Source organism: Klebsiella grimontii, assembly GCF_042137965.1.
GTDB lineage: Bacteria > Pseudomonadota > Gammaproteobacteria > Enterobacterales > Enterobacteriaceae > Klebsiella > Klebsiella grimontii.
Genome location: NZ_CP169721.1, coordinates 828,326 through 848,985 on the forward strand (window position 1 = coordinate 828,326; position 20,660 = coordinate 848,985).

The 20,660-nt window shown below is 57.3% G+C and carries 20 protein-coding genes; 14 read left to right on the top strand and 6 right to left on the bottom strand.

Going from position 1 to position 20,660, the window contains the following annotated elements; translation table 11 throughout:
- The 5 genes from ubiI to ACE3MN_RS04035 all read left to right on the top strand — a co-directional run bounded on the left by ubiI (position 1) and on the right by ACE3MN_RS04035 (position 6,952).
- Positions 1-1,203: an FAD-dependent 2-octaprenylphenol hydroxylase gene (gene ubiI / locus ACE3MN_RS04015; RefSeq protein ID WP_024358628.1), complete on the top strand. Its 1,203-nt coding sequence runs from the start codon at positions 1-3 to the stop codon at positions 1,201-1,203.
- A gap of 420 nt (positions 1,204-1,623) precedes the next feature.
- Entirely contained in the window at positions 1,624-2,718 is a 1,095-nt protein-coding gene (gcvT, locus tag ACE3MN_RS04020; RefSeq protein ID WP_049087335.1) for a glycine cleavage system aminomethyltransferase GcvT, read from the top strand.
- Between the two features lie 22 nt (positions 2,719-2,740).
- Positions 2,741-3,130, top strand: coding sequence for a glycine cleavage system protein GcvH (gene gcvH, locus ACE3MN_RS04025; RefSeq protein ID WP_024358626.1), 390 nt, complete (start codon positions 2,741-2,743; stop codon positions 3,128-3,130).
- A gap of 144 nt (positions 3,131-3,274) precedes the next feature.
- Positions 3,275-6,148 (top strand): aminomethyl-transferring glycine dehydrogenase, encoded by a 2,874-nt coding sequence (gcvP, locus tag ACE3MN_RS04030; protein WP_024358625.1) that lies wholly within the window; start codon positions 3,275-3,277, stop codon positions 6,146-6,148.
- A 60-nt stretch (positions 6,149-6,208) separates the two neighbouring features.
- Positions 6,209-6,952 carry an SDR family oxidoreductase gene (locus tag ACE3MN_RS04035; protein WP_004133590.1) on the top strand — a complete coding sequence of 248 codons (744 nt, stop codon included), beginning with the start codon at positions 6,209-6,211 and terminating at the stop codon, positions 6,950-6,952.
- Between the two features lie 186 nt (positions 6,953-7,138).
- On the opposite strand, the gene ACE3MN_RS04040 is transcribed toward ACE3MN_RS04035, so the two are convergent.
- From ACE3MN_RS04040 to ACE3MN_RS04050, 3 genes are all read right to left on the bottom strand, one after another.
- Positions 7,139-7,630 (bottom strand): protein disulfide oxidoreductase, encoded by a 492-nt coding sequence (locus tag ACE3MN_RS04040; protein ID WP_082237651.1) that lies wholly within the window; start codon positions 7,628-7,630, stop codon positions 7,139-7,141.
- A 190-nt stretch (positions 7,631-7,820) separates the two neighbouring features.
- Complete coding sequence (locus tag ACE3MN_RS04045) at positions 7,821-9,254, bottom strand: 6-phospho-beta-glucosidase (protein ID WP_102650114.1); 1,434 nt, start codon at positions 9,252-9,254, stop codon at positions 7,821-7,823.
- A 121-nt stretch (positions 9,255-9,375) separates the two neighbouring features.
- Positions 9,376-10,104, bottom strand: a complete 729-nt coding sequence (locus tag ACE3MN_RS04050) for a MurR/RpiR family transcriptional regulator (RefSeq protein WP_024358621.1) — start codon at positions 10,102-10,104, stop codon at positions 9,376-9,378.
- Between the two features lie 50 nt (positions 10,105-10,154).
- Between ACE3MN_RS04050 and yqfB the strand changes: the two genes are divergently transcribed.
- Entirely contained in the window at positions 10,155-10,466 is a 312-nt protein-coding gene (yqfB, locus tag ACE3MN_RS04055) for a N(4)-acetylcytidine aminohydrolase (protein WP_004133599.1), read from the top strand.
- A 162-nt stretch (positions 10,467-10,628) separates the two neighbouring features.
- A complete protein-coding gene (gene trhA / locus ACE3MN_RS04060) occupies positions 10,629-11,288 on the top strand; it encodes a PAQR family membrane homeostasis protein TrhA (RefSeq protein WP_004124978.1) in 660 nt (219 codons plus the stop codon).
- A 126-nt stretch (positions 11,289-11,414) separates the two neighbouring features.
- On the opposite strand, the gene ygfZ is transcribed toward trhA, so the two are convergent.
- Positions 11,415-12,398 (bottom strand): tRNA-modifying protein YgfZ, encoded by a 984-nt coding sequence (ygfZ, locus tag ACE3MN_RS04065; RefSeq protein WP_024358615.1) that lies wholly within the window; start codon positions 12,396-12,398, stop codon positions 11,415-11,417.
- 244 nt (positions 12,399-12,642) lie between these two features.
- On the opposite strand from ygfZ, the gene sdhE reads away from it, so the two are divergent.
- On the top strand, positions 12,643-12,909 hold the full coding sequence (gene sdhE / locus ACE3MN_RS04070; RefSeq protein ID WP_004124953.1) for an FAD assembly factor SdhE: 267 nt from the start codon (positions 12,643-12,645) through the stop codon (positions 12,907-12,909).
- Positions 12,890-13,300, top strand: a complete 411-nt coding sequence (locus ACE3MN_RS04075; protein ID WP_024358614.1) for a protein YgfX — start codon at positions 12,890-12,892, stop codon at positions 13,298-13,300. The genes sdhE and ACE3MN_RS04075 overlap by 20 nt, the downstream gene beginning before the upstream one ends.
- An 8-nt stretch (positions 13,301-13,308) precedes the next feature.
- Here the strand turns inward: ACE3MN_RS04075 and fldB are convergent, their stop codons facing one another.
- A complete protein-coding gene (fldB, locus tag ACE3MN_RS04080; protein WP_024358613.1) occupies positions 13,309-13,830 on the bottom strand; it encodes a flavodoxin FldB in 522 nt (173 codons plus the stop codon).
- Positions 13,831-13,951: 121 nt separating this feature from the next.
- Between fldB and xerD the strand changes: the two genes are divergently transcribed.
- The 5 genes from xerD (at position 13,952) to lysS (ending at position 20,034) form a co-directional block, all read left to right on the top strand.
- On the top strand, positions 13,952-14,848 hold the full coding sequence (gene xerD, locus ACE3MN_RS04085; protein WP_004124942.1) for a site-specific tyrosine recombinase XerD: 897 nt from the start codon (positions 13,952-13,954) through the stop codon (positions 14,846-14,848).
- 22 nt (positions 14,849-14,870) lie between these two features.
- Entirely contained in the window at positions 14,871-15,584 is a 714-nt protein-coding gene (gene dsbC / locus ACE3MN_RS04090) for a bifunctional protein-disulfide isomerase/oxidoreductase DsbC (RefSeq protein ID WP_004134425.1), read from the top strand.
- A 5-nt stretch (positions 15,585-15,589) separates the two neighbouring features.
- Positions 15,590-17,323, top strand: a complete 1,734-nt coding sequence (gene recJ / locus ACE3MN_RS04095; RefSeq protein ID WP_049090244.1) for a single-stranded-DNA-specific exonuclease RecJ — start codon at positions 15,590-15,592, stop codon at positions 17,321-17,323.
- 85 nt (positions 17,324-17,408) lie between these two features.
- A protein-coding gene (gene prfB / locus ACE3MN_RS04100; RefSeq protein ID WP_098066859.1) for a peptide chain release factor 2 occupies positions 17,409-18,507 on the top strand; the annotation gives its coding sequence in 2 pieces (ribosomal slippage) (positions 17,409-17,483 and positions 17,485-18,507; 1,098 coding nt in all).
- A gap of 9 nt (positions 18,508-18,516) precedes the next feature.
- Entirely contained in the window at positions 18,517-20,034 is a 1,518-nt protein-coding gene (lysS, locus tag ACE3MN_RS04105) for a lysine--tRNA ligase (protein WP_102650115.1), read from the top strand.
- A 42-nt stretch (positions 20,035-20,076) separates the two neighbouring features.
- Here the strand turns inward: lysS and idi are convergent, their stop codons facing one another.
- Complete coding sequence (idi, locus tag ACE3MN_RS04110) at positions 20,077-20,625, bottom strand: isopentenyl-diphosphate Delta-isomerase (RefSeq protein WP_102650116.1); 549 nt, start codon at positions 20,623-20,625, stop codon at positions 20,077-20,079.
- Between the last annotated feature and the right edge of the window lie 35 nt (positions 20,626-20,660).

The window sequence follows — 20,660 nt, forward strand, 5'->3', positions numbered from 1 at the left end:
GTGCAAAGTGTTGATGTCGCTATTGTTGGCGGTGGAATGGTGGGGCTGGCGGTTGCCTGCGGTTTACAGGGCAGCGGGCTGCGCGTTGCGGTGCTGGAACAGGCCGCGCCTCAGCCTTTGAGCGAGGATGCGCCGCCGGCGCTGCGGGTGTCGGCGATTAACGCCGCCAGCGAGAAGCTGCTGAACAAACTGGGCGTCTGGCAGGATATTATCGCCCAGCGCGCCAGCTGCTACCACGGTATGGAGGTGTGGGACAAAGACAGTTTTGGCCGCATCAGCTTTGATGACCAGAGCATGGGCTTTAGCCACCTTGGGCACATTATTGAAAACGCCGTGGTGCATCATGCTCTGTGGCAAAAAGCGCAGCGCTGCGCGGACGTCACCCTGCTGGCTCCGGCGCAGCTGCAGCAGGTCGCGTGGGGAGAGAATGAGGCCTTTCTTAGCCTGCAGGACGGCGGCATGTTAACCGCCCGGCTGGTGGTTGGCGCCGATGGGGCCAATTCGTGGCTGCGCAACAAAGCCGATATTCCGCTGACCTATTGGGATTATCACCATCATGCGCTGGTTGCCACTATTCGCACCGAAGAGCCGCACGAAGCGGTGGCGCGTCAGGCGTTCCACGGCGAAGGGATCCTCGCGTTCCTGCCGCTGAGCGATCCGCACCTTTGCTCTATCGTCTGGTCGCTCTCTCCTGAAGAGGCGGAGCGGATGCGGGCGGCGGACGATGCCGCTTTCAACCAGGCGCTGAATATTGCTTTCGATAACCGCCTGGGTTTGTGCGCCGTGGAGAGCGAGCGTCAGGTTTTCCCGCTGACCGGCCGCTACGCGCGGCAGTTTGCCGCCCATCGTCTGGCGCTGGTTGGCGATGCCGCCCATACCATTCATCCGCTGGCCGGGCAGGGCGTCAATCTTGGCTTTATGGATGCTGCTGAGCTGATCGAGGAGCTCAAACGCCTGCATGCGCAGGGCAAGGATATCGGTCAGCATCTGTATCTGCGTCGCTATGAGCGCAGCCGCAAGCATAGCGCCGCGGTGATGCTGGCGGGGATGCAGGGCTTTCGCGACATGTTCTCCGGCAGCCATCCTGCGAAAAAACTGCTGCGCGATATCGGCCTTAAGCTGGCGGATACATTGCCCGGCGTGAAGCCGCAGCTTATTCGTCAGGCGATGGGGCTCCACGACCTGCCTGCCTGGTTACGTTAAGTCCATCACACTTCTCTCACCCGGCCTCGCGCCGGGTTTTCTCCTCTCATTTGAAATAATCTAATTTCACCTCGTTTTTCGCATTAGTTTTATTAATGTTACCTTTTTTTTGTTATAGAAATTAGGCTCGTCATTTCGCAGAAAATATCATCATGCGCTGCTTTTTTACCTTATTTGTTTAATTTTATGCGGCTTAACTCGCTTTATTGTAGCTAAAAACTCTGTAGGCTCTTCGGCTGATTTTAGTCATAAGCTAATGTGATGTCCTGACCGGGCTTATGGTTTAGTGCGGATATCGGTGGTAAGTTCAGGCCAAAGAGAACGTTTGCGTCGGTGTCCGTTAGCGATGCCGGCGGCGTTTTTCGCGGCGCAAAAACGCCAAAAATAGTGGCTGGTTCCGTTTTATTCGATGAGGAAAAGATGGCTCAACAGACTCCGTTGTTTGAACAACACACGCTATGCGGCGCGCGCATGGTGGATTTCCATGGCTGGATGATGCCGCTGCATTACGGATCCCAGATTGATGAGCATCATGCGGTGCGCGGCGATGCCGGAATGTTCGATGTGTCGCACATGACCATCGTCGATTTCCACGGCAGCCGAATCCGCGAGTTTCTGCGCTATTTGCTGGCTAACGACGTAGCGAAGCTCACCGTGCCAGGCAAAGCGCTCTATAGCGGCATGCTGACCGCCTCCGGCGGCGTCATTGATGACCTGATTGTTTATTTCCTTTCTGAAGACTATTTCCGCCTCGTTGTTAACTCCGCCACCCGTGAAAAAGATCTCGCCTGGATCGCCCAGCAGTCTGAATCTTATGGTCTTGAAATAACCGTGCGCGACGATCTTTCCCTGATCGCAGTCCAGGGGCCCAGGGCGAAAGAGAAAGCGGCGACGCTGTTTACCGACGCGCAGCGTCAGGCCGTGGAAGGCATGAAGCCTTTCTTTGGCGTGCAGGCGGGCGATCTGTTTATTGCGACCACCGGCTATACCGGCGAAGCGGGTTATGAAATCGCGCTGCCGAACGAGCAGGCGGTAGATTTCTGGCGCGGCCTGCTCGATGCGGGCGTTAAGCCATGCGGCCTCGGCGCGCGCGATACGCTGCGCCTGGAAGCGGGCATGAACCTTTACGGCCAGGAGATGGACGAAGGCGTCTCTCCGCTGGCGGCTAATATGGGCTGGACCATTGCCTGGGAACCGACTGACCGTGACTTCATCGGGCGTGAAGCGCTGGAAATGCAGCGCGAAAAGGGCACCGAGCAGCTGGTGGGCCTGGTCATGACCGAGAAAGGCGTTCTGCGTGGCGGCCTGCCGGTGCGCTTTAGCGATGCCGACGGCAATCAGAAAGAAGGCATTATCACCAGCGGCACCTTCTCCCCGACGCTGGGCTACAGTATTGCGTTAGCGCGCGTACCGGAAGGCATCGGTGAAACCGCCGTAGTGCAGATTCGCAACCGCGAAATGCCGGTCAAAGTGACTAAACCTGTTTTTGTACGCAACGGCAAAGCCGTGGTGTGATTTCCCTTTTGGAGATGAATTGATGAGCAACGTACCAGCAGAACTGAAATACAGCAAAGAACACGAATGGCTGCGTAAAGAAGCGGACGGCACTTATACCGTTGGTATCACCGAGCACGCGCAAGAGCTGCTTGGCGATATGGTTTTCGTCGACCTGCCGGAAGTGGGCGCCGCCGTTGAAGCGGGCGCAGACTGCGCGGTTGCCGAATCCGTCAAAGCGGCTTCCGATATCTACGCGCCGATCAGCGGCGAAATCGTTGCCGTCAATGACGAGCTGAACGACTCCCCCGAGCTGGTCAACAGCGAGCCGTACGCCGGTGGCTGGATCTTTAAAATCAAAGCCAGCGACGAAGCTCAGGTTGACGCGCTGCTGGATGCGACCGCATATGAAGCTCTGTTAGAAGACGAATAAATACGCTTCATCCTTCACGCTGCAGGGGCGTTAGCTTCCTGCAACGCCAATGATTTTGCGTATTCTGGCCCGGCAAGCATCAGCGCTCGCCGGGCAAACCAGTCAGACAATCACGATTCACCGCACGTTCAGGAACCATCGCTCATGACCCAGACTTTAGGCCAGCTTGAAAACCGTGACGCCTTTATTGAACGTCACATCGGCCCGGACGCCCTGCAGCAGCAGGAGATGCTGAAAACCGTTGGCGCCGATTCGCTTAACGCCCTGATTGGCCAGATTGTGCCGCAGGATATCCAGCTGGCGACGCCGCCGCAGGTGGGCGAGGCAACCACGGAATTCGCCGCGCTGGCGGAACTGAAAGCGATCGCCGGTCGTAACAAGCGCTTCAAGTCGTACATTGGCATGGGCTACACCGCCGTGCAGCTGCCGCCGGTGATTCAGCGCAACATGCTGGAAAATCCGGGCTGGTATACTGCCTATACGCCTTATCAGCCGGAGGTTTCTCAGGGCCGTCTGGAATCGCTGCTGAACTTCCAGCAGGTGACCCTCGACCTGACCGGTCTCGATATCGCCTCAGCCTCGCTGCTGGACGAAGCTACCGCCGCCGCGGAAGCGATGGCGATGGCCAAACGCGTAAGCAAACTGAAAAACGCCAACCGTTTCTTCGTCGCCGCCGACGTTCACCCGCAGACCCTGGACGTAGTGCGCACCCGCGCGGAGACCTTCGGTTTCGATGTGATTGTCGATGATGCGGAAAAAGCGCTCGACCATCAGGACGTCTTCGGCGTACTGCTGCAGCAGGTGGGCACCACCGGCGAGGTTCATGATTACAGCAAACTGATTGCTGACCTGAAAGCGCGCAAAGTGATTGTCAGCGTCGCCGCCGATTTTATGGCGCTGGTTCTGCTGACCGCACCGGGTAAGCAGGGCGCGGACATCGTTTTTGGCTCCGCCCAGCGCTTTGGCGTACCGATGGGCTACGGCGGCCCGCACGCGGCTTTCTTTGCCGCCAAAGATGAATTCAAACGCTCCATGCCGGGCCGTATTATCGGCGTATCGAAAGATGCGGCGGGCAATACCGCGCTGCGCATGGCGATGCAGACGCGCGAGCAGCATATTCGCCGCGAGAAAGCGAACTCCAATATCTGTACTTCTCAGGTGCTGCTGGCCAACATTGCCAGCCTGTACGCGGTATTCCACGGTCCGGCTGGCCTGAAGCGTATCGCCAGCCGTATTCACCGTCTGACCGATATTCTGGCCGATGGTCTGCAGAAAAAAGGCCTTAAGCTCCGCCATGCGCACTACTTCGATACCCTGTGCGTTGAGGTTGCCGATAAAGCCGCTGTGCTGGCGCGGGCGGAAGCGCTGCGCATTAACCTGCGCAGCGATATTCATCATGCCGTCGGGATCACCCTTGACGAAGCCACCACGCGTGAAGACGTCCTGAACCTGTTCCGCGCCATCCTTGGCGACGATCATGGCCTGGATATCGACACCCTGGATAAAGACGTGGCCCTCGATAGCCGCTCGATCCCTGCCAGCATGCTGCGCGACGATGCGATCCTTACTCATCCGGTGTTTAACCGCTACCACAGCGAAACCGAGATGATGCGCTATATGCACGCGCTGGAGCGTAAGGATCTGGCGTTGAACCAGGCGATGATCCCGCTGGGCTCCTGCACCATGAAGCTGAATGCCGCCGCCGAGATGATCCCGATCACCTGGCCGGAATTCGCCGAACTGCATCCGTTCTGTCCGGTCGATCAGGCTGAAGGCTATCATCAGATGATCGCTCAGCTCTCCGACTGGCTGGTTAAGCTGACCGGCTACGATGCGGTCTGCATGCAGCCGAACTCCGGCGCGCAGGGCGAATACGCGGGCCTGCTGGCGATTCGTCATTACCACGAAAGCCGCAACGAGGGGCATCGCGATATCTGCCTGATCCCAAGCTCCGCTCACGGCACCAACCCGGCTTCCGCGCAGATGGCGGGAATGCAGGTGGTGGTGGTGGCCTGCGATAAAAACGGCAATATCGATCTTGCGGACCTGCGGGCGAAAGCCGAGCAGCATGCGGCGAACCTCTCCTGCATCATGGTGACCTATCCGTCCACCCACGGCGTTTACGAAGAGACCATTCGCGAAGTGTGCGAAGTGGTGCATCAGTTTGGCGGCCAGGTTTACCTCGATGGCGCGAACATGAACGCCCAGGTCGGCATTACCTCTCCGGGCTTTATCGGCGCGGACGTCTCGCACCTTAACCTGCATAAGACCTTCTGTATTCCGCACGGCGGCGGCGGCCCGGGTATGGGGCCGATTGGCGTGAAATCGCACCTGGCGCCGTTTGTGCCGGGCCACAGCGTGGTGCAAATTGAAGGCATGCTGACCCGCCAGGGCGCGGTTTCCGCCGCGCCGTTCGGCAGCGCCTCCATCCTGCCAATCAGCTGGATGTATATCCGAATGATGGGCGCAGAAGGGCTGAAACAGGCGAGCCAGATGGCGATTCTGAACGCCAACTACATCGCTACCCGTTTGAAAGACGCGTTTCCGGTGCTGTATACCGGCCGCGACGGTCGCGTGGCGCACGAATGCATTCTGGATATTCGTCCGCTGAAAGAAGAGACCGGCATCAGCGAGCTGGATATTGCTAAGCGACTGATTGATTTTGGTTTCCATGCTCCAACCATGTCCTTCCCGGTCGCCGGTACGCTGATGGTTGAACCGACCGAATCGGAAAGCAAAGTGGAGCTGGACCGCTTTATCGATGCGATGCTGGCGATTCGCGGCGAGATCGACCGCGTGAAAGCCGGCGAGTGGCCGCTGGAGGATAACCCGCTGGTGAACGCGCCGCATACCCAGGGTGAACTGGTGAGCGCGTGGAACCATCCGTACGCCCGCGAACTGGCGGTCTTCCCGGCAGGGCTGAACAACAAATACTGGCCGACCGTTAAGCGTCTGGACGATGTTTACGGCGACCGTAACCTGTTCTGCTCCTGCGTACCGATGAGCGAATACCAGTAATCTGCTGATTAGACTATCTTTTAAAGGCGCTGCGGCGCCTTTATATTTTGGGAGAATGGTATGACGATAGCATTGGTGACGGGCGGCAGCCGGGGAATAGGTAAAGCGACGGCGCTGCTGCTGGCGCAGGAAGGCTATACCGTGGCGGTGAATTACCACCAGAATAGCGCCGCGGCGACCGGCGTGGTGAACGAGATTATCGCCAGCGGCGGCAAAGCCGTTGCGTTACGGGCGGACGTCAGCGATGAAGCGCAGGTGATGGCGATGTTTGCCTCGATCGACCGTCTCGGCGAACCGCTCTCCGCGCTGGTCAATAACGCCGGGATTTTATTTACTCAGGGGACGATTGAAAGCCTTAGCGCCGACCGGATTAACCGGGTGCTGGCCACCAATGTGACCGGTTACTTCCTCTGCTGCCGGGAGGCGGTAAAGCGGATGTCGCACAAGCACGGCGGTAAGGGTGGGGCGATTGTGAATGTGTCGTCCGCGGCATCGCGCCTCGGGGCGCCGGGGGAGTATGTGGATTACGCCGCGTCGAAAGGTGCGGTTGATACCCTGACCACCGGCCTGTCGCTGGAAGTGGCGGCGCAGGGGATTCGGGTCAACGGCGTGCGCCCCGGCTTAATCTATACCGATATGCACGCCAGCGGCGGTGAGCCCGGGCGCGTGGATCGCGTCAAGTCGATGCTGCCGATGCGGCGCGGCGGGCAGCCGGAGGAGGTGGCTCAGGCCATCGTCTGGCTGCTAAGCGATAAGGCTTCCTACGTTACCGGCAGCTTCCTCGAGCTGGCGGGCGGGAAGTAATCCGTAAATCTTTCCCGGAGGCGGCGCTGCGCACCTGTCCGGGCTACCAGCCCGCAGACAACTGTGAACTTGTAGCCAGGTCAGCGCAGCGCCACCGGGAGTTTTGTGATCCATTACACTGTGGATTTCCGGGTTACCAGACCTTTAGACCGCATCGACCCGTAGCTCAGCAAGCAGGGAAATTCCCTACGACGCCATCCACAGCCGCAGGCGCATTCCCCAGTTGCTGGTCCAGCCGGTGGTGACTGACTTCACCTCGCCGCGCGAGATAACGATAAGGGTCGGCGTGACCTGTACCTCCCACCGTTGGGATAGCTGACCGCTGGCGTCATTAATCGTCGGCAGCGCCGTTTTTTTATGCGCCAGCCAGCGCGTCAGGGTGGCGTTATCGCCCGAACGTAACGCTACCGTCATAACATTACCGCCATCGTCGGCTAAAGCAGCCACCGACGGGGTGGTATAGCGGCATACGCTGCACCAGGTCGCCCAGACGTACAGCAGCAAGGGGCGTTCGTGGCTCATGGCCGCCAGATCGACCGTTCGGCCATCAAGCGTTTGCAGCGGCGTGCTGGAGAAATTCTGCGGCAGCGCCGGTTTGCGCAGATAATCCACAGCCAGGCTGACGGCGGCAACGATCAGCAGCCATGTCAGGATCTGTCTAAAGACGTTTAGCATCATTTTTCTACATGGTGATGCGCCGGAAAAGCCGGCAGCGTGCGGCGTTGATTTGCGGAGTAAGGGTCAGCGGCTCAACGATTGATGGGGTTTATCTTATCGGCTGAGCGCGCGTTAGCAATGCTAAAGCTGTAAAGAAGTGTCTGTTTTGTGGGAAGTTTTACCCCCTTCCGACTGAAAAGGGGCAAGATGCTTACAGTTTCTCGCCGTTGCTGGCGATAACGTCTTTGTACCAGTTAAAGCTCTTCTTGCGCGAGCGGGACATATCGCCGGTACCATCGTCATGTTTGTTGACGTAGATAAAGCCGTAGCGCTTGCTGTATTGACCGGTAGTGAAGGAGACGCAGTCGATGCAGCCCCACGGGGTATAGCCCATTAGCTCAACGCCGTCGTAAGTCACCGCTTTGATCATCTCTTCGACGTGAGCGCGCAGATAGTCGATGCGGTAGTCGTCGTTGATGCTGCCGTCTTCTTCGACTTTATCGTACGCGCCGAAGCCGTTTTCGACGATAAACAGCGGTTTCTGATAGCGCTCATACAGTTCGCACAGCGCATAGCGCAGGCCCACCGGGTCAATCTGCCAACCCCAATCGGACGCTTTAACGTGCGGGTTGGGCACGCTGCCCTCGAAGCCGGAAATTGCGTCGCCGCTGCCGCCTTCCGCTTTCACCGCGTTGGTCATGTAGTAGCTGAAGCCGAGATACGCGCAGGTGCCTTCGCGCAGGATTTGCGCATCGCCATCCTCCATTTTGATACTGAAGCCGCGGCGCTCCCACTCGTTCAGGACGTAGCTCGGGTAGTAGCCGCGCAGCTGGACGTCGGTAAAGACGTAGCGTTCGCGCATCGATTCCTGGGCAAACATCACGTCTTCCGGCTTACAGGAGTACGGATAGAGAGGGACCATTGCCAGCATGCAGCCAACCTGCATCTGCGGATTGATTTGACGTGCCGCCTTCACCGCCAGCGCGCTGGCGACAAACTGATGATGCAGCACCTGGTACATGGTCTCTTCCGGGTTTTCATGCTCGGTATAGACCACGCCGGAGCAGCAGTAGCCAAACAGCGGCGCGCGCCAGTTACGCTGGTTATTGATCTCGTTAAAGGTCATCCAGTATTTCACTTTGTGCTCATAGCGCTCGAAGACCACTTCGGCGAAGCGCACAAAGAAATCGACCACTTTGCGGTTGGTCCAGCCGCCGTACTGCTGAACCAGATGCAGCGGCATCTCAAAGTGGGAGAGGGTGATTACCGGCTCGATGTTGTACTTCAGCAGTTCATCGAACATATCATCGTAGAATTTCAGCCCCTTTTCATTCGGCTGGCTTTCGTCGCCCAGCGGGAAAATGCGCGTCCAGGCGATGGAGGTGCGGAAGCACTTGAAGCCCATCTCGGCGAACAGCTTGATGTCTTCTTTGTAGCGGCCATGGAAGTCGATGGCTTCGTGGTTTGGATAGTACTTGCCCGGCTCTACCTGCTGGGTTATCTCGCGCGGCACGCCGTGCGCGCCGCCGGTAAGCACGTCGCAGATGCTCGGACCTTTACCGTCTTTATTCCAGCCACCTTCAACCTGGTGCGCGGCGACGGCGCCGCCCCATAAAAAGTCTTTTGGTAAAGAAATTTTCTTCATCTTTGCTCATCTCGTCATAATTACTTGTTGGTTTCGAGTCTAACAAAGGCGATATAAATGTCACGATATAACAATTTGTCCTGGATGGAATTTGTTACATCGAAAAAACATCCTGTTATTTTCAGCGGAGTTTGCGCGCTAATTTACGCCCCAGCGTTTCCAGAATATAAATGACCGGGATCTGGGTGGTAATGTCGTAGACGCCGCCGATGCGCGTTTGCGGAACGTGCCAGGAGAGATTGAAGTCGGCAAGCTTTGCCAGCCGCGAGTGCTCGTGGCTGGTGATGGACATCACTTTACAGCGATGCAGGCTGAACTGGCTGGCAAAGCGCAGGATCTCTTCCGTTTCACCGGAGACCGACAGTACAATCGCCAGCGCATTACGCGCCATATCATTGGTCACCGGGAAATAAGGATCGTCGATATGATTGCTGAATTTCCCGACGTTAGAAAAGAAGCGTGCGCCATATTTTGCCAGCGCGCCGGAAGTGCCGGCGCCGACGAAAATAATACGTTCTGACGACAGAATAATATCGACCGCCTGCTCGAGCAGTTGGTCAAATTCATCGTTATTAACGCTTTTAAAAAAGCTCATTATTTCGCTGGCGCCGATATTTGCCTGTTGAGGCTCATTCTGCTCCAGATATAATTTAAAGCGTACGCGAAACTCCGAGTAGCCTTCGCACTGCAGCTTGCGGCAGAAGCGCAGGACGGTGGTCGTGGAGACTCCGGCCGCTTCCGCCAGTTCGCGGATGGTCATGTACATCACTTTGTCGCGATTTTTAATGACATAGTGATAGACCATCATCTCAAGATTATTGAGACTGGCGATAGCGGCGTGGGAGAAGATACTCACAGTGGCAAACTCACAATTCATAATGACCAGGACGGAATGATATCATGCAGCCAAATAACATAACCTTTTTTCAGCGTTTTCAGGACGACATCCTCGCCGGACGCAAAACCATTACCATCCGCGATGCTGCGGAATCGCACTTTAAAGCTGGCGATGTACTGCGCGTTGGTCGCTATGAAGATGACGGCTATTTTTGCACCATTCGCGTAGTCGCAACCTCGACGGTGACGCTGGATACGCTGAACGAACGGCACGCGCAGCAGGAGAATATGACCCTGCCGCAGCTGCGCGAAGTGATAGCGGAAATCTACCCTGAAGAAAAGCTGTTTTATGTTATTGAATTCGAAAGGCTTTAATAAAATAATGAACGAGTGTAAGTTGAAATTTTAATTTAACTTATTGATTTTATTATATTCATAAATATTCATCCTTTTATTTTAGCTAACAGGTGTTCACTGGAATCATTCTCAGTTAACCTAAGTGTGCTATTGAAAGCGTACTTGTTTTCGGAGTCAAATATGGTTCGCAAATCGTTAATCACGCAGGGATATTCTCTGGCAGAGGAAATTGCCAACAGCATCAGCCACGGGATTGGGCTGGTGTTCGGTATTGTCGGTCTGGTGCTGTTGCTAGTACAGGCGGTGGATAGTAACGCCGGCGCAACGGCCATCACCAGCTACAGCCTGTACGGCGGGAGCATGATTCTGCTGTTCCTCGCCTCTACGCTCTATCACGCCATTCCGCATCAGCGGGCAAAGCTGTGGCTGAAAAAATTCGACCACTGCGCGATCTACCTGCTGATTGCCGGGACCTATACGCCGTTTCTGCTGGTAGGGCTAAATTCGCCGCTGTCGCGCGGGTTGATGATCGTCATCTGGAGCCTGGCGCTGCTGGGGATCCTGTTTAAGCTGACGATTGCGCATCGTTTTAAGATCCTCTCTTTAGTGACCTACCTGACGATGGGCTGGCTGTCGCTGATTGTGGTTTATCAACTGGCGATTAAGCTGGCGGTGGGCGGCGTAACGCTGTTAGCCGTTGGCGGGATTATTTATTCGCTGGGGGTTATTTTCTACGTCTGCAAACGTATTCCATACAACCACGCTATCTGGCACGGTTTTGTCCTGGGCGGCAGCGTGTGCCACTTCCTGGCCATTTATTTGTACGTCGGGCAGGTTTAAATTTTGAGAAATCTCCCGGCTCGCGCTACGCTTAGCCGGGCTACAGGTTCACCGTCGTCTGCGGGCTGGTAGCCCGGACAGGCGAGTCGCGCCGCCTCCGGGGAGAAGGCGGGCGGGAATATCGCTTTAACGCTCTTCCAGCGTATACGGCAGCGGCTCGATGCTCAGGCTACCGGCATCGTCGCGCACGCGGAACACGCTGTCCGGTTCCATATCATTATTCATCACCACCTGCACCAGCAGACGGCCGTCGTCCAGCTGTACGGCGGCTAAAACGGTGCCGGTACGGCGCCAGTTTTCACCCATTTTCAGCTCCAGGTCTTCCCCGGCTTCCGGCACGCGGCTGGCGGTCCCGGCCAGATACCACAGGGCGCGCTTGTTGGCGCCGCGGAATTTAGCGCGGGCCACCATCTCCTGGCCGGTATAGCAGCCTTTTTTGAAGCTGATGCCGCCCAGCGCCTGCAGGTTGGTGGCTTGCGGAATAAACTGCGCGCTGTTGGCGCTGTCGATAACCGGCAGACCGGCTTCAATATTCAGCGCCAGCCACTGCTGACTATTGTTAAGCTGCGCTTCGCCGCGCAGGGCATCGGTGATGCGGGTGGCGGTTGCCGCATCGGTCACCAGCAGGAAGCGCTCGGCCGGATGCTCAAACCACAGCACGCTGGTAGCGCCTTCGCTGACCACCTGTTTCTCGGCGTTCGGCAGTTCGCCCAACAGCGGCGTCAGCGCGGCGCGCGCCTGGAAACCGGCAACGCCCAGCAGCACGGATTCATCATCGGCGGCGATCGTCACCTTAGAGAACACCGCGTACTTTTTCAGTTCGGTCAGCTGCGCATCACGCAGGCTGCGGCGTTCAATCCATGCAAAACCCTCATTGCGGCGGAAAACGCGCAGGTTGCTCCACATCTTGCCCTTGGCGTCACAGTGCGCGGCAAGCAGATGCTGCTCGTCGGTCAGGTGGCTGACGTCGGCGGTGATCTGCCCCTGCAGATATTTTTCGCCATCCGGACCGGTAATCGTCGCCAGCGCCCAGTCGTCCAGCGTCATCAGCGTTAACGGCAGACGAGCGGAAGAGGAGGGCTGACGCGGAGGAAAAGGTGTAAAAGCCATAGTCATATCCTGAATAGCTTAACGCAGAGTGTGTGACTAATGGTAAAAGAGCTATGGTGCAATGCAAGCGCTTTTGACAGGCCATTCGTGCCCTAAAAAACGGGGAGCTAAAACGAGCGAAATAACCAATAACCTGATTATTTTAAGGATTTCATGGAATAGCGCTCGCGAATCTTGATATTCCAGTGAAGTCAGCGCCGAAAACGGGTTAAACTAAGAGATATTTATAAGCAGGAAGTAAAACATGGACATTAACAATAAAGCCCGTATCCATTGGGCATGTCGTCGAGGTATGCGTGAACTCGATATATCCATCATGCCGTTTTTCGAGCATGAGTACGATACGCTAAGCGATGGCGATAAGGCGTTATTCATCCGCCTGCTGGAAAACGACGATCCGGATCTCTTCAACTGGTTGATGAATCATGGCGAGCCGGCTGATGCTGAACTGCAGCGGATGGTAAAATTAATTCAGACTCGGAATCGGGAACGTGGTCCTGTGGCAATCTGATTTACGCATCTCATGGCGCGCGCAGTGGTTTTCACTGCTGATGCACGGCGTGGTGGCGGCGCTGGTGCTGCTGATGCCCTGGCCGCTGAGCTATACCCCGCTGTGGCTGATACTGCTGTCGCTGGTAGTGTTCGACTGCGTACGCAGCCAGCGGCGGATCCACGCCCGTCAGGGCGAAATAAAGCTGCTGATCGATTCGCGTCTGCGCTGGCAAAAGGCGGAGTGGGAGATTATCGGTACGCCGTGGGTAATCAACAGCGGCATGCTGCTGCGCCTGCGGAATACGGAAAACCAACGTACCCAGCATTTATGGGTCGCGGCGGATAGCATGGACGCGGGAGAATGGCGCGACCTGCGTCGGCTGGTGTTACAGAAACCGACGCAAGAGTAGGCAAAGGCTCAGGAGAACTGCTCAGCCATTTCACCGAGGATTTGCTCGCACCAGTTCTGAATGCGCTCATCGCTCAGATCGTACTGGTTCGTTTCGTCAAGCGCCAGGCCAACGAACAGCTGGCCGTCGGCGATGACCGGTTTCGGGCTGGTGAATTCATAGCCTTCGGTAGGCCAGTAGCCAATGAACTTAACCCCTTTGGTCGCCAGCTTATCGTGCAGCATACCGAGCGCGTCGAGGAACCATTCGCCGTAGCCGAGCTGGTCGCCCATGCCGTACAGCGCGACGATTTTATCCTGCAGATCCAGCGTATCAAGCTGCTGCCAGACGGCTTCCCAATCTTCCTGGATCTCGCCGAAATCCCAGGTCGGAATGCCGAGGATCAGCACGTCATACTGCGTCATCAGGGCAGGGGAATCATCTTTCAGGTTGTGCAGCGTGACCAGTTCAGGGCCGATAATATCGCGGATTTTTTCCGCCGCCATTTCGGTGTAGCAGGTGCTGGAACCGTAAAAAAGACCTATGTTCATCGCGGAAACGTCTCAATTCTTGCTGTGACTTTGCGCTTAGTGTACCAGAAAGGCCGCGCCCGCCTGCAACTCGAATTATTTAGGGTATAATGGCGCCGTTTTAATAAGCAAAGAGGCCGGAGTGGAACAGGATCTCGCACGAATCGAGCAGTTTCTTGATGCCTTATGGCTGGAGCGTAATCTGGCGGAGAACACGCTAAGCGCCTACCGCCGGGACCTGACGATGGTGGTGGAATGGCTGCATCATCGTGGCCTGTCGCTTGCCAGCGTCAGCGGCGAAGATCTCCAGTCGCTGCTGGCGGAGCGGCAAACCGGCGGCTACAAGGCCACCAGCACCGCGCGCCTGCTAAGCGCCGTGCGACGCTTCTTCCAGCATCTTTACCGGGAGAAAATTCGTCCGGACGATCCCAGCGCGCTGCTGGCCTCGCCAAAGCTGCCGCAGCGGCTGCCGAAGGATCTGAGTGAGGCGCAGGTGGAGCGGCTACTCCAGGCTCCGCTGGTTGAACAGCCGCTGGAGCTGCGCGATAAAGCGATGCTGGAAGTGCTGTACGCCACCGGTCTGCGCGTTTCCGAGCTGGTGGGCCTGACCATGAGCGACATTAGCCTGCGCCAGGGCGTGCTGCGCGTGATTGGTAAAGGAAATAAAGAACGTCTGGTACCGTTAGGCGAAGAGGCGGTGCTGTGGGTTGAGAATTACCTTGAATACGGCCGCCCCTGGCTGCTGAACGGCGTGGCGTCCGATGTGCTTTTCCCCAGCCAGCGCGCGCAGCAGATGACGCGCCAGACCTTCTGGCATCGAATTAAGCACTATGCCGTACTGGCGGGGATTGATAGCGAAAAGCTCTCCCCGCACGTGTTACGCCATGCGTTTGCTACACATTTACTTAACCATGGCGCCGACTTACGCGTGGTGCAGATGCTGTTAGGACACAGCGATCTCTCCACGACGCAGATCTACACCCACGTGGCGACCGAGCGTCTGCGACAACTCCATCAACAGCATCACCCGCGTGCGTGAGTGCTGAAAAAAAGGACTGAGTATGAAAAAAGGTTTACTGATGTTCACTCTGCTGGCGACCACCTTATCCGGTGCGGCGCATGCGGATAGCGCGGCGATTAAGCAACTGCTGGCGAAGCTGGGTGTGCAGAGTTCGGACGTGCAACCTTCGCCGATCAAAGGCATCAGCACCGCATTGACGGACAGCGGCGTGATATACGTTACCGATGACGGTAAGCACATTATCCAGGGGCCGATGTACGACGTCAGCGGCGCGCAGCCGGTAAACGTCACCAATACGCTGCTGGCCGGTAAGCTGAACGCGCTGGAAAAAGAGATGATCGTCTATAAGGCGCCGCAGGAAAAACACGTCATCACCGTCTTCACCGATATTACCTGCGGCTACTGCCATAAACTGCACGAACAGATGAGCGACTACAACGCGCTGGGGATTACCGTGCGCTATCTGGCCTTCCCGCGCCAGGGGCTGCAAAGCGAAGCCGAGCAGAACATGAAGGCTATCTGGTGCGCCAAAGATCGCAACAAAGCCCTGGATAACGCGATGAGCGGCAAAGGCGTGCAGCCGGCCAGCTGCGATGTTGATATCGCTAAACACTACACGCTGGGCGTGCAGCTTGGCGTTAACGGCACGCCGGCGATGGTGCTGAGCGACGGCACCCTTATGCCCGGCTATCGCGATCCGAAAGACCTGAAAGCGCTCCTCGATGAGCATCAAAAACAGACAAGCGGTAACTGATTCGCGTGAAACAACAGATACAACTACGCCGCCGCGAGGCGGTTGACGGCGTCGATTTACCTGCCGATCTCCCGCCGCTGCTGCAGCGGCTGTACGCCAGCCGCGGCGTGCGCAGCGCGCAGGAGCTGGAGCGCGGGGTGAAAGGCATGCTGCCGTGGTCGCAGCTGACCGGCGTCGAAAAAGCGGTAGAGATACTTTACGGCGCATTTAAGCAGGGGCTGCATATCGTGGTGGTCGGCGACTTTGACGCTGACGGTGCCACCAGCACCGCGCTGAGCGTGCTGGCTCTGCGCGCGCTGGGTTACGGCAACGTTTCGTACCTGGTGCCAAACCGTTTTGAAGATGGCTACGGCCTGAGTCCGGAAGTAGTCGATCAGGCTCACGCCCGCGGCGCGCAGCTGATTATGACCGTCGACAACGGCATTTCTTCGCACGCTGGCGTCGATCATGCCCACGCGCTGGGTATTCCGGTGCTGGTAACCGATCACCACCTGCCGGGGGATTCGCTGCCCGCGGCGGAAGCGATTATTAACCCGAACCTGCGCGACTGTGAGTTCCCGTCGAAATCGCTGGCCGGGGTGGGCGTAGCTTTTTATCTGATGCTGGCGCTGCGCACTTTTCTGCGCGATAAAGGCTGGTTTGAGGAGCGCGGCATCGCGCCGCCGAATCTGGCTGATTTACTCGATCTGGTGGCGCTTGGCACCGTGGCGGACGTCGTACCGCTGGATGCCAACAACCGGATCCTGACCTGGCAGGGGCTGAGCCGCATTCGGGCGGGGAAATGCCGTCCGGGCATTAAAGCGCTGCTGGAAATCGCCAACCGCGATCCGCAAAAGCTGGCGGCAAGCGATCTCGGCTTTGCGCTCGGCCCGCGTCTGAACGCGGCGGGGCGGCTGGACGATATGTCCGTCGGCGTGGCGCTGCTGCTGTGCGACAACACCGGCGAAGCCCGGATGCTGGCCAATGAGCTGGACGCGCTGAACCAGACGCGTAAAGAGATAGAACAGGGGATGCAGGCGGAAGCGCTGACCCTGTGTGAAAAGCTGGAACGCAGCGGCGAGACGCTGCCCGGCGGCCTGGCGATGTACCACCCGCAGTGGCATCAGGGCGTCGTCGGCATTCTGGCCTCGCGTATCAAAGAGCGCTTCCATCGCCCGGTTATCGCCTTTGCGCCCACCGGCGACGGTACGCTCAAAGGCTCCGGTCGGTCGATTCAGGGGCTGCATATGCGCGATGCGCTGGAGCGTCTGGATACGCTCTATCCGGGGCTGATTATGAAGTTTGGCGGCCATGCCATGGCGGCAGGGCTATCGCTGGAAGAGGCGCGCTTTGAAGAGTTCCAGCAGCGCTTTGGCGAGCTGGTGACCGAGTGGCTCGATCCGGCGCTGCTGCAGGGCGAAGTGGTCTCCGACGGTCCGCTGACGGCGGCAGAAATGAGCATGGAGGTCGCGCAGATGCTGCGCGACGCCGGGCCGTGGGGGCAGATGTTCCCCGAGCCGCTGTTTGACGGGCGTTTTCGTCTGCTGCAGCAGCGGCTGGTCGGTGAGCGTCATCTGAAGGTGATGGTTGAACCGGTCGGCGGCGGCCCGCTGCTGGACGGTATCGCGTTCAATGTTGATACTTCCCTTTGGCCGGATAACGGCGTTCGCGAAGTTCAGCTTGCCTATAAGCTGGATATCAATGAGTTCCGCGGCAACCGCAGCCTGCAGCTGATCATTGACCACCTCTGGCCAAATTGACAACAGTATATTAATGAGAGCGCGAATCCGGTAGAATTCCGCTCTTATCACCGCATTTTGACGAATCCATTAAAAGAAACCGACCATGTTTGAAATAAATCCGGTAAAAAACCGCATTCAGGACCTCACGGAGCGCTCGGGCGTTCTTAGGGGGTATCTTTGACTACGATGCTAAGAAAGAGCGTCTCGAAGAAGTAAACGCCGAGCTGGAGCAGCCGGACGTCTGGAACGAACCCGAGCGCGCACAGGCGCTGGGCAAAGAGCGTTCCTCGCTGGAAGCCATCGTTGATACGCTGGATCAGATGTCTCAGGGGCTGGAGGACGTATCCGGCCTGCTGGAGCTGGCCGTTGAAGCCGACGACGAAGAGACCTTCAACGAAGCCGTCGCTGAGCTCGATGTGCTGGAAGAGAAGCTGGCACAGCTGGAATTCCGCCGCATGTTCTCCGGGGAATACGACAGCGCCGATTGCTACCTCGATATCCAGGCCGGTTCCGGCGGTACGGAAGCGCAAGACTGGGCCAGCATGCTGACGCGCATGTATCTGCGCTGGGCTGAAGCGCGCGGCTTCAAGACCGAGATCATTGAAGAGTCTGAAGGCGAAGTGGCGGGCATTAAGTCCGTGACCATCAAGATTATCGGTGACTACGCCTACGGCTGGCTGCGTACTGAAACCGGCGTTCATCGCCTGGTGCGTAAGAGCCCGTTCGATTCCGGCGGCCGCCGCCACACCTCTTTCAGCTCCGCGTTCGTTTACCCGGAAGTGGATGACGATATCGATATCGACATCAACCCGGCGGATCTGCGCATTGACGTTTACCGCGCCTCCGGCGCGGGCGGCCAGCACGTTAACCGTACGGAATCCGCGGTGCGTATCACCCACATTCCGACCGGCTTAGTGACCCAGTGCCAGAACGACCGTTCGCAGCACAAGAACAAAGACCAGGCCATGAAGCAGATGAAAGCGAAGCTTTATGAGCTGGAAATGCAGAAGAAAAATGCCGAGAAGCAGGCGATGGAAGATACCAAATCCGACATCGGCTGGGGCAGCCAGATCCGTTCTTACGTGCTGGATGACTCCCGCATTAAAGATCTGCGCACCGGGGTAGAAACCCGCAACACTCAGGCGGTGCTGGACGGCAGCCTGGATCAATTTATCGAAGCAAGTTTGAAAGCAGGGTTATGAGGAACCAACATGTCTGAACAACAAGCACAGGGCGCTGACGCGGCAATTGACCTTAATAATGAACTGAAAGCCCGTCGTGAAAAGCTGGCTGCGCTGCGTGAGCAGGGTATCCCGTTCCCGAATGATTTCCGTCGTGACCACACCTCAGACCAACTGCACGCTGACTTCGATGCTAAAGAAAACGAAGAGCTGGAAGCGCTGAATGTTGAAGTCGCCGTCGCTGGCCGCATGATGACCCGTCGTATCATGGGTAAAGCCTCCTTCGTTACGCTGCAGGATGTTGGCGGCCGCATTCAGCTGTACGTCGCCCGTGACGATCTGGCGGAAGGCGTCTACAACGAGCAGTTCAAAAAGTGGGACCTTGGCGACATCATTGCCGCGCGCGGTAAGCTGTTCAAAACCAAGACCGGCGAGCTCTCTATCCACTGCACCGAACTGCGTCTGCTGACCAAAGCCCTGCGCCCGCTGCCGGACAAATTCCACGGCCTGCAGGATCAGGAAGCGCGCTATCGTCAGCGCTATCTGGACCTGATCTCCAATGATGAATCGCGCAACACCTTTAAAGTGCGTTCGCAGATCCTGGCGGGCATCCGTCAGTTCATGGTCGGCCGCGGCTTTATGGAAGTTGAAACCCCGATGATGCAGGTGATCCCCGGCGGCGCTTCCGCGCGGCCGTTCATCACCCATCACAACGCGCTCGATCTGGACATGTACCTGCGTATCGCGCCGGAGCTGTACCTGAAGCGTCTGGTAGTCGGCGGCTTCGAGCGCGTGTTCGAAATCAACCGTAACTTCCGTAACGAAGGCATCTCCGTTCGCCATAACCCAGAGTTCACCATGATGGAACTCTATATGGCCTATGCGGACTACAAAGATCTGATTGATCTGACCGAATCCCTGTTCCGCACCCTGGCGCAGGACGTTCTGGGCCACACTGAAGTGCCTTACGGCGATCAGACCTTCGATTTCGGCAAGCCGTTTGAAAAGCTGACCATGCGCGAAGCGATCAAGAAATACCGTCCGGAAACCGAGATGGCCGATCTGGATAACTTCGATTCTGCAAAAGCCATTGCGGAAAGCATCGGCATTCACGTTGAGAAGAGCTGGGGTCTGGGCCGCATCGTGACCGAGATCTTCGAAGAAGTGGCGGAAGCGCATCTGATTCAGCCAACCTTTATCACCGAATATCCGGCAGAAGTCTCTCCGCTGGCGCGCCGTAACGACGAGAACCCGGAAATCACCGACCGTTTTGAATTCTTCATCGGCGGGCGTGAAATCGGTAACGGCTTTAGCGAGCTGAACGATGCGGAAGACCAGGCGCAGCGCTTCCTCGATCAGGTTAACGCGAAAGCCGCCGGTGATGACGAAGCGATGTTCTATGACGAAGACTACGTTACCGCGCTGGAGCACGGCCTGCCGCCGACCGCGGGCCTCGGTATCGGTATCGATCGTATGGTGATGCTGTTTACCAACAGCCACACCATCCGCGACGTGATCCTGTTCCCGGCGATGCGTCCGGTAAAATAAGCATTACGCGAATAAACGAAACCCCAGCGCTGCTGGGGTTTTTTATGCCTGACGGCTAAAGTTTATCAACGCATTACGCGCATTGTCGTCCGCTGCCTGCATCACCATCCACGGGCTAAACGCCCACGGCGTCGCGCGAATCCCGCTCAGAACATCCGCAAGATTGCTCCACTGAACATCCATCACTTCGTCAGGATTTATCCGTAACGCGCTGGCTATTCGTGCCGCATAGACCGGACAGACCTCGTTTTCGACGATGCCATTCGGCGCGACGGCCCGATAGCGAAATGCCGGAAAGACTGGGGCGATGCGGGTAATCTCAACGCCAAGCTCAAAGCGGCAGCGGCGCTCAACGGCCTGTTCGAAGGTTTCGTCGGTTTGCGGATGCCCGCAGACTGAGTTCGTCCACACGCCAGGCCAGGCTTTTTTGCCCAACGAGCGGCGCGTGACCAGCAGTTGGCCTTGTTCATTGAACAACCAGCAGGAAAACGCGAGATGCAAAGGGGTATCGAGGGTGTGAGCGGCATACTTCTCCAGCATACCTGAAGGCTTATCTTGCTTGTCCAGCAAAATGACATGTTCCCCGGCCATGACAACTCCTGAAATGAAAAATGACCCGGCACAAA

Coding starts and splice junctions, on each gene's coding strand:
- ACE3MN_RS04045 (WP_102650114.1), bottom strand. CDS start 9,254: ATGAAGAAAATTTCTTTACCAAAAGACTTTTTATGGGGCGGCGCCGTC.
- yqfB (WP_004133599.1), top strand. CDS start 10,155: ATGCAGCCAAATAACATAACCTTTTTTCAGCGTTTTCAGGACGACATC.
- gcvH (WP_024358626.1), top strand. CDS start 2,741: ATGAGCAACGTACCAGCAGAACTGAAATACAGCAAAGAACACGAATGG.
- sdhE (WP_004124953.1), top strand. CDS start 12,643: ATGGACATTAACAATAAAGCCCGTATCCATTGGGCATGTCGTCGAGGT.
- ygfZ (WP_024358615.1), bottom strand. CDS start 12,398: ATGGCTTTTACACCTTTTCCTCCGCGTCAGCCCTCCTCTTCCGCTCGT.
- lysS (WP_102650115.1), top strand. CDS start 18,517: ATGTCTGAACAACAAGCACAGGGCGCTGACGCGGCAATTGACCTTAAT.
- gcvP (WP_024358625.1), top strand. CDS start 3,275: ATGACCCAGACTTTAGGCCAGCTTGAAAACCGTGACGCCTTTATTGAA.
- ACE3MN_RS04040 (WP_082237651.1), bottom strand. CDS start 7,630: ATGATGCTAAACGTCTTTAGACAGATCCTGACATGGCTGCTGATCGTT.
- dsbC (WP_004134425.1), top strand. CDS start 14,871: ATGAAAAAAGGTTTACTGATGTTCACTCTGCTGGCGACCACCTTATCC.
- gcvT (WP_049087335.1), top strand. CDS start 1,624: ATGGCTCAACAGACTCCGTTGTTTGAACAACACACGCTATGCGGCGCG.
- ACE3MN_RS04035 (WP_004133590.1), top strand. CDS start 6,209: ATGACGATAGCATTGGTGACGGGCGGCAGCCGGGGAATAGGTAAAGCG.
- idi (WP_102650116.1), bottom strand. CDS start 20,625: ATGGCCGGGGAACATGTCATTTTGCTGGACAAGCAAGATAAGCCTTCA.
- trhA (WP_004124978.1), top strand. CDS start 10,629: ATGGTTCGCAAATCGTTAATCACGCAGGGATATTCTCTGGCAGAGGAA.
- fldB (WP_024358613.1), bottom strand. CDS start 13,830: ATGAACATAGGTCTTTTTTACGGTTCCAGCACCTGCTACACCGAAATG.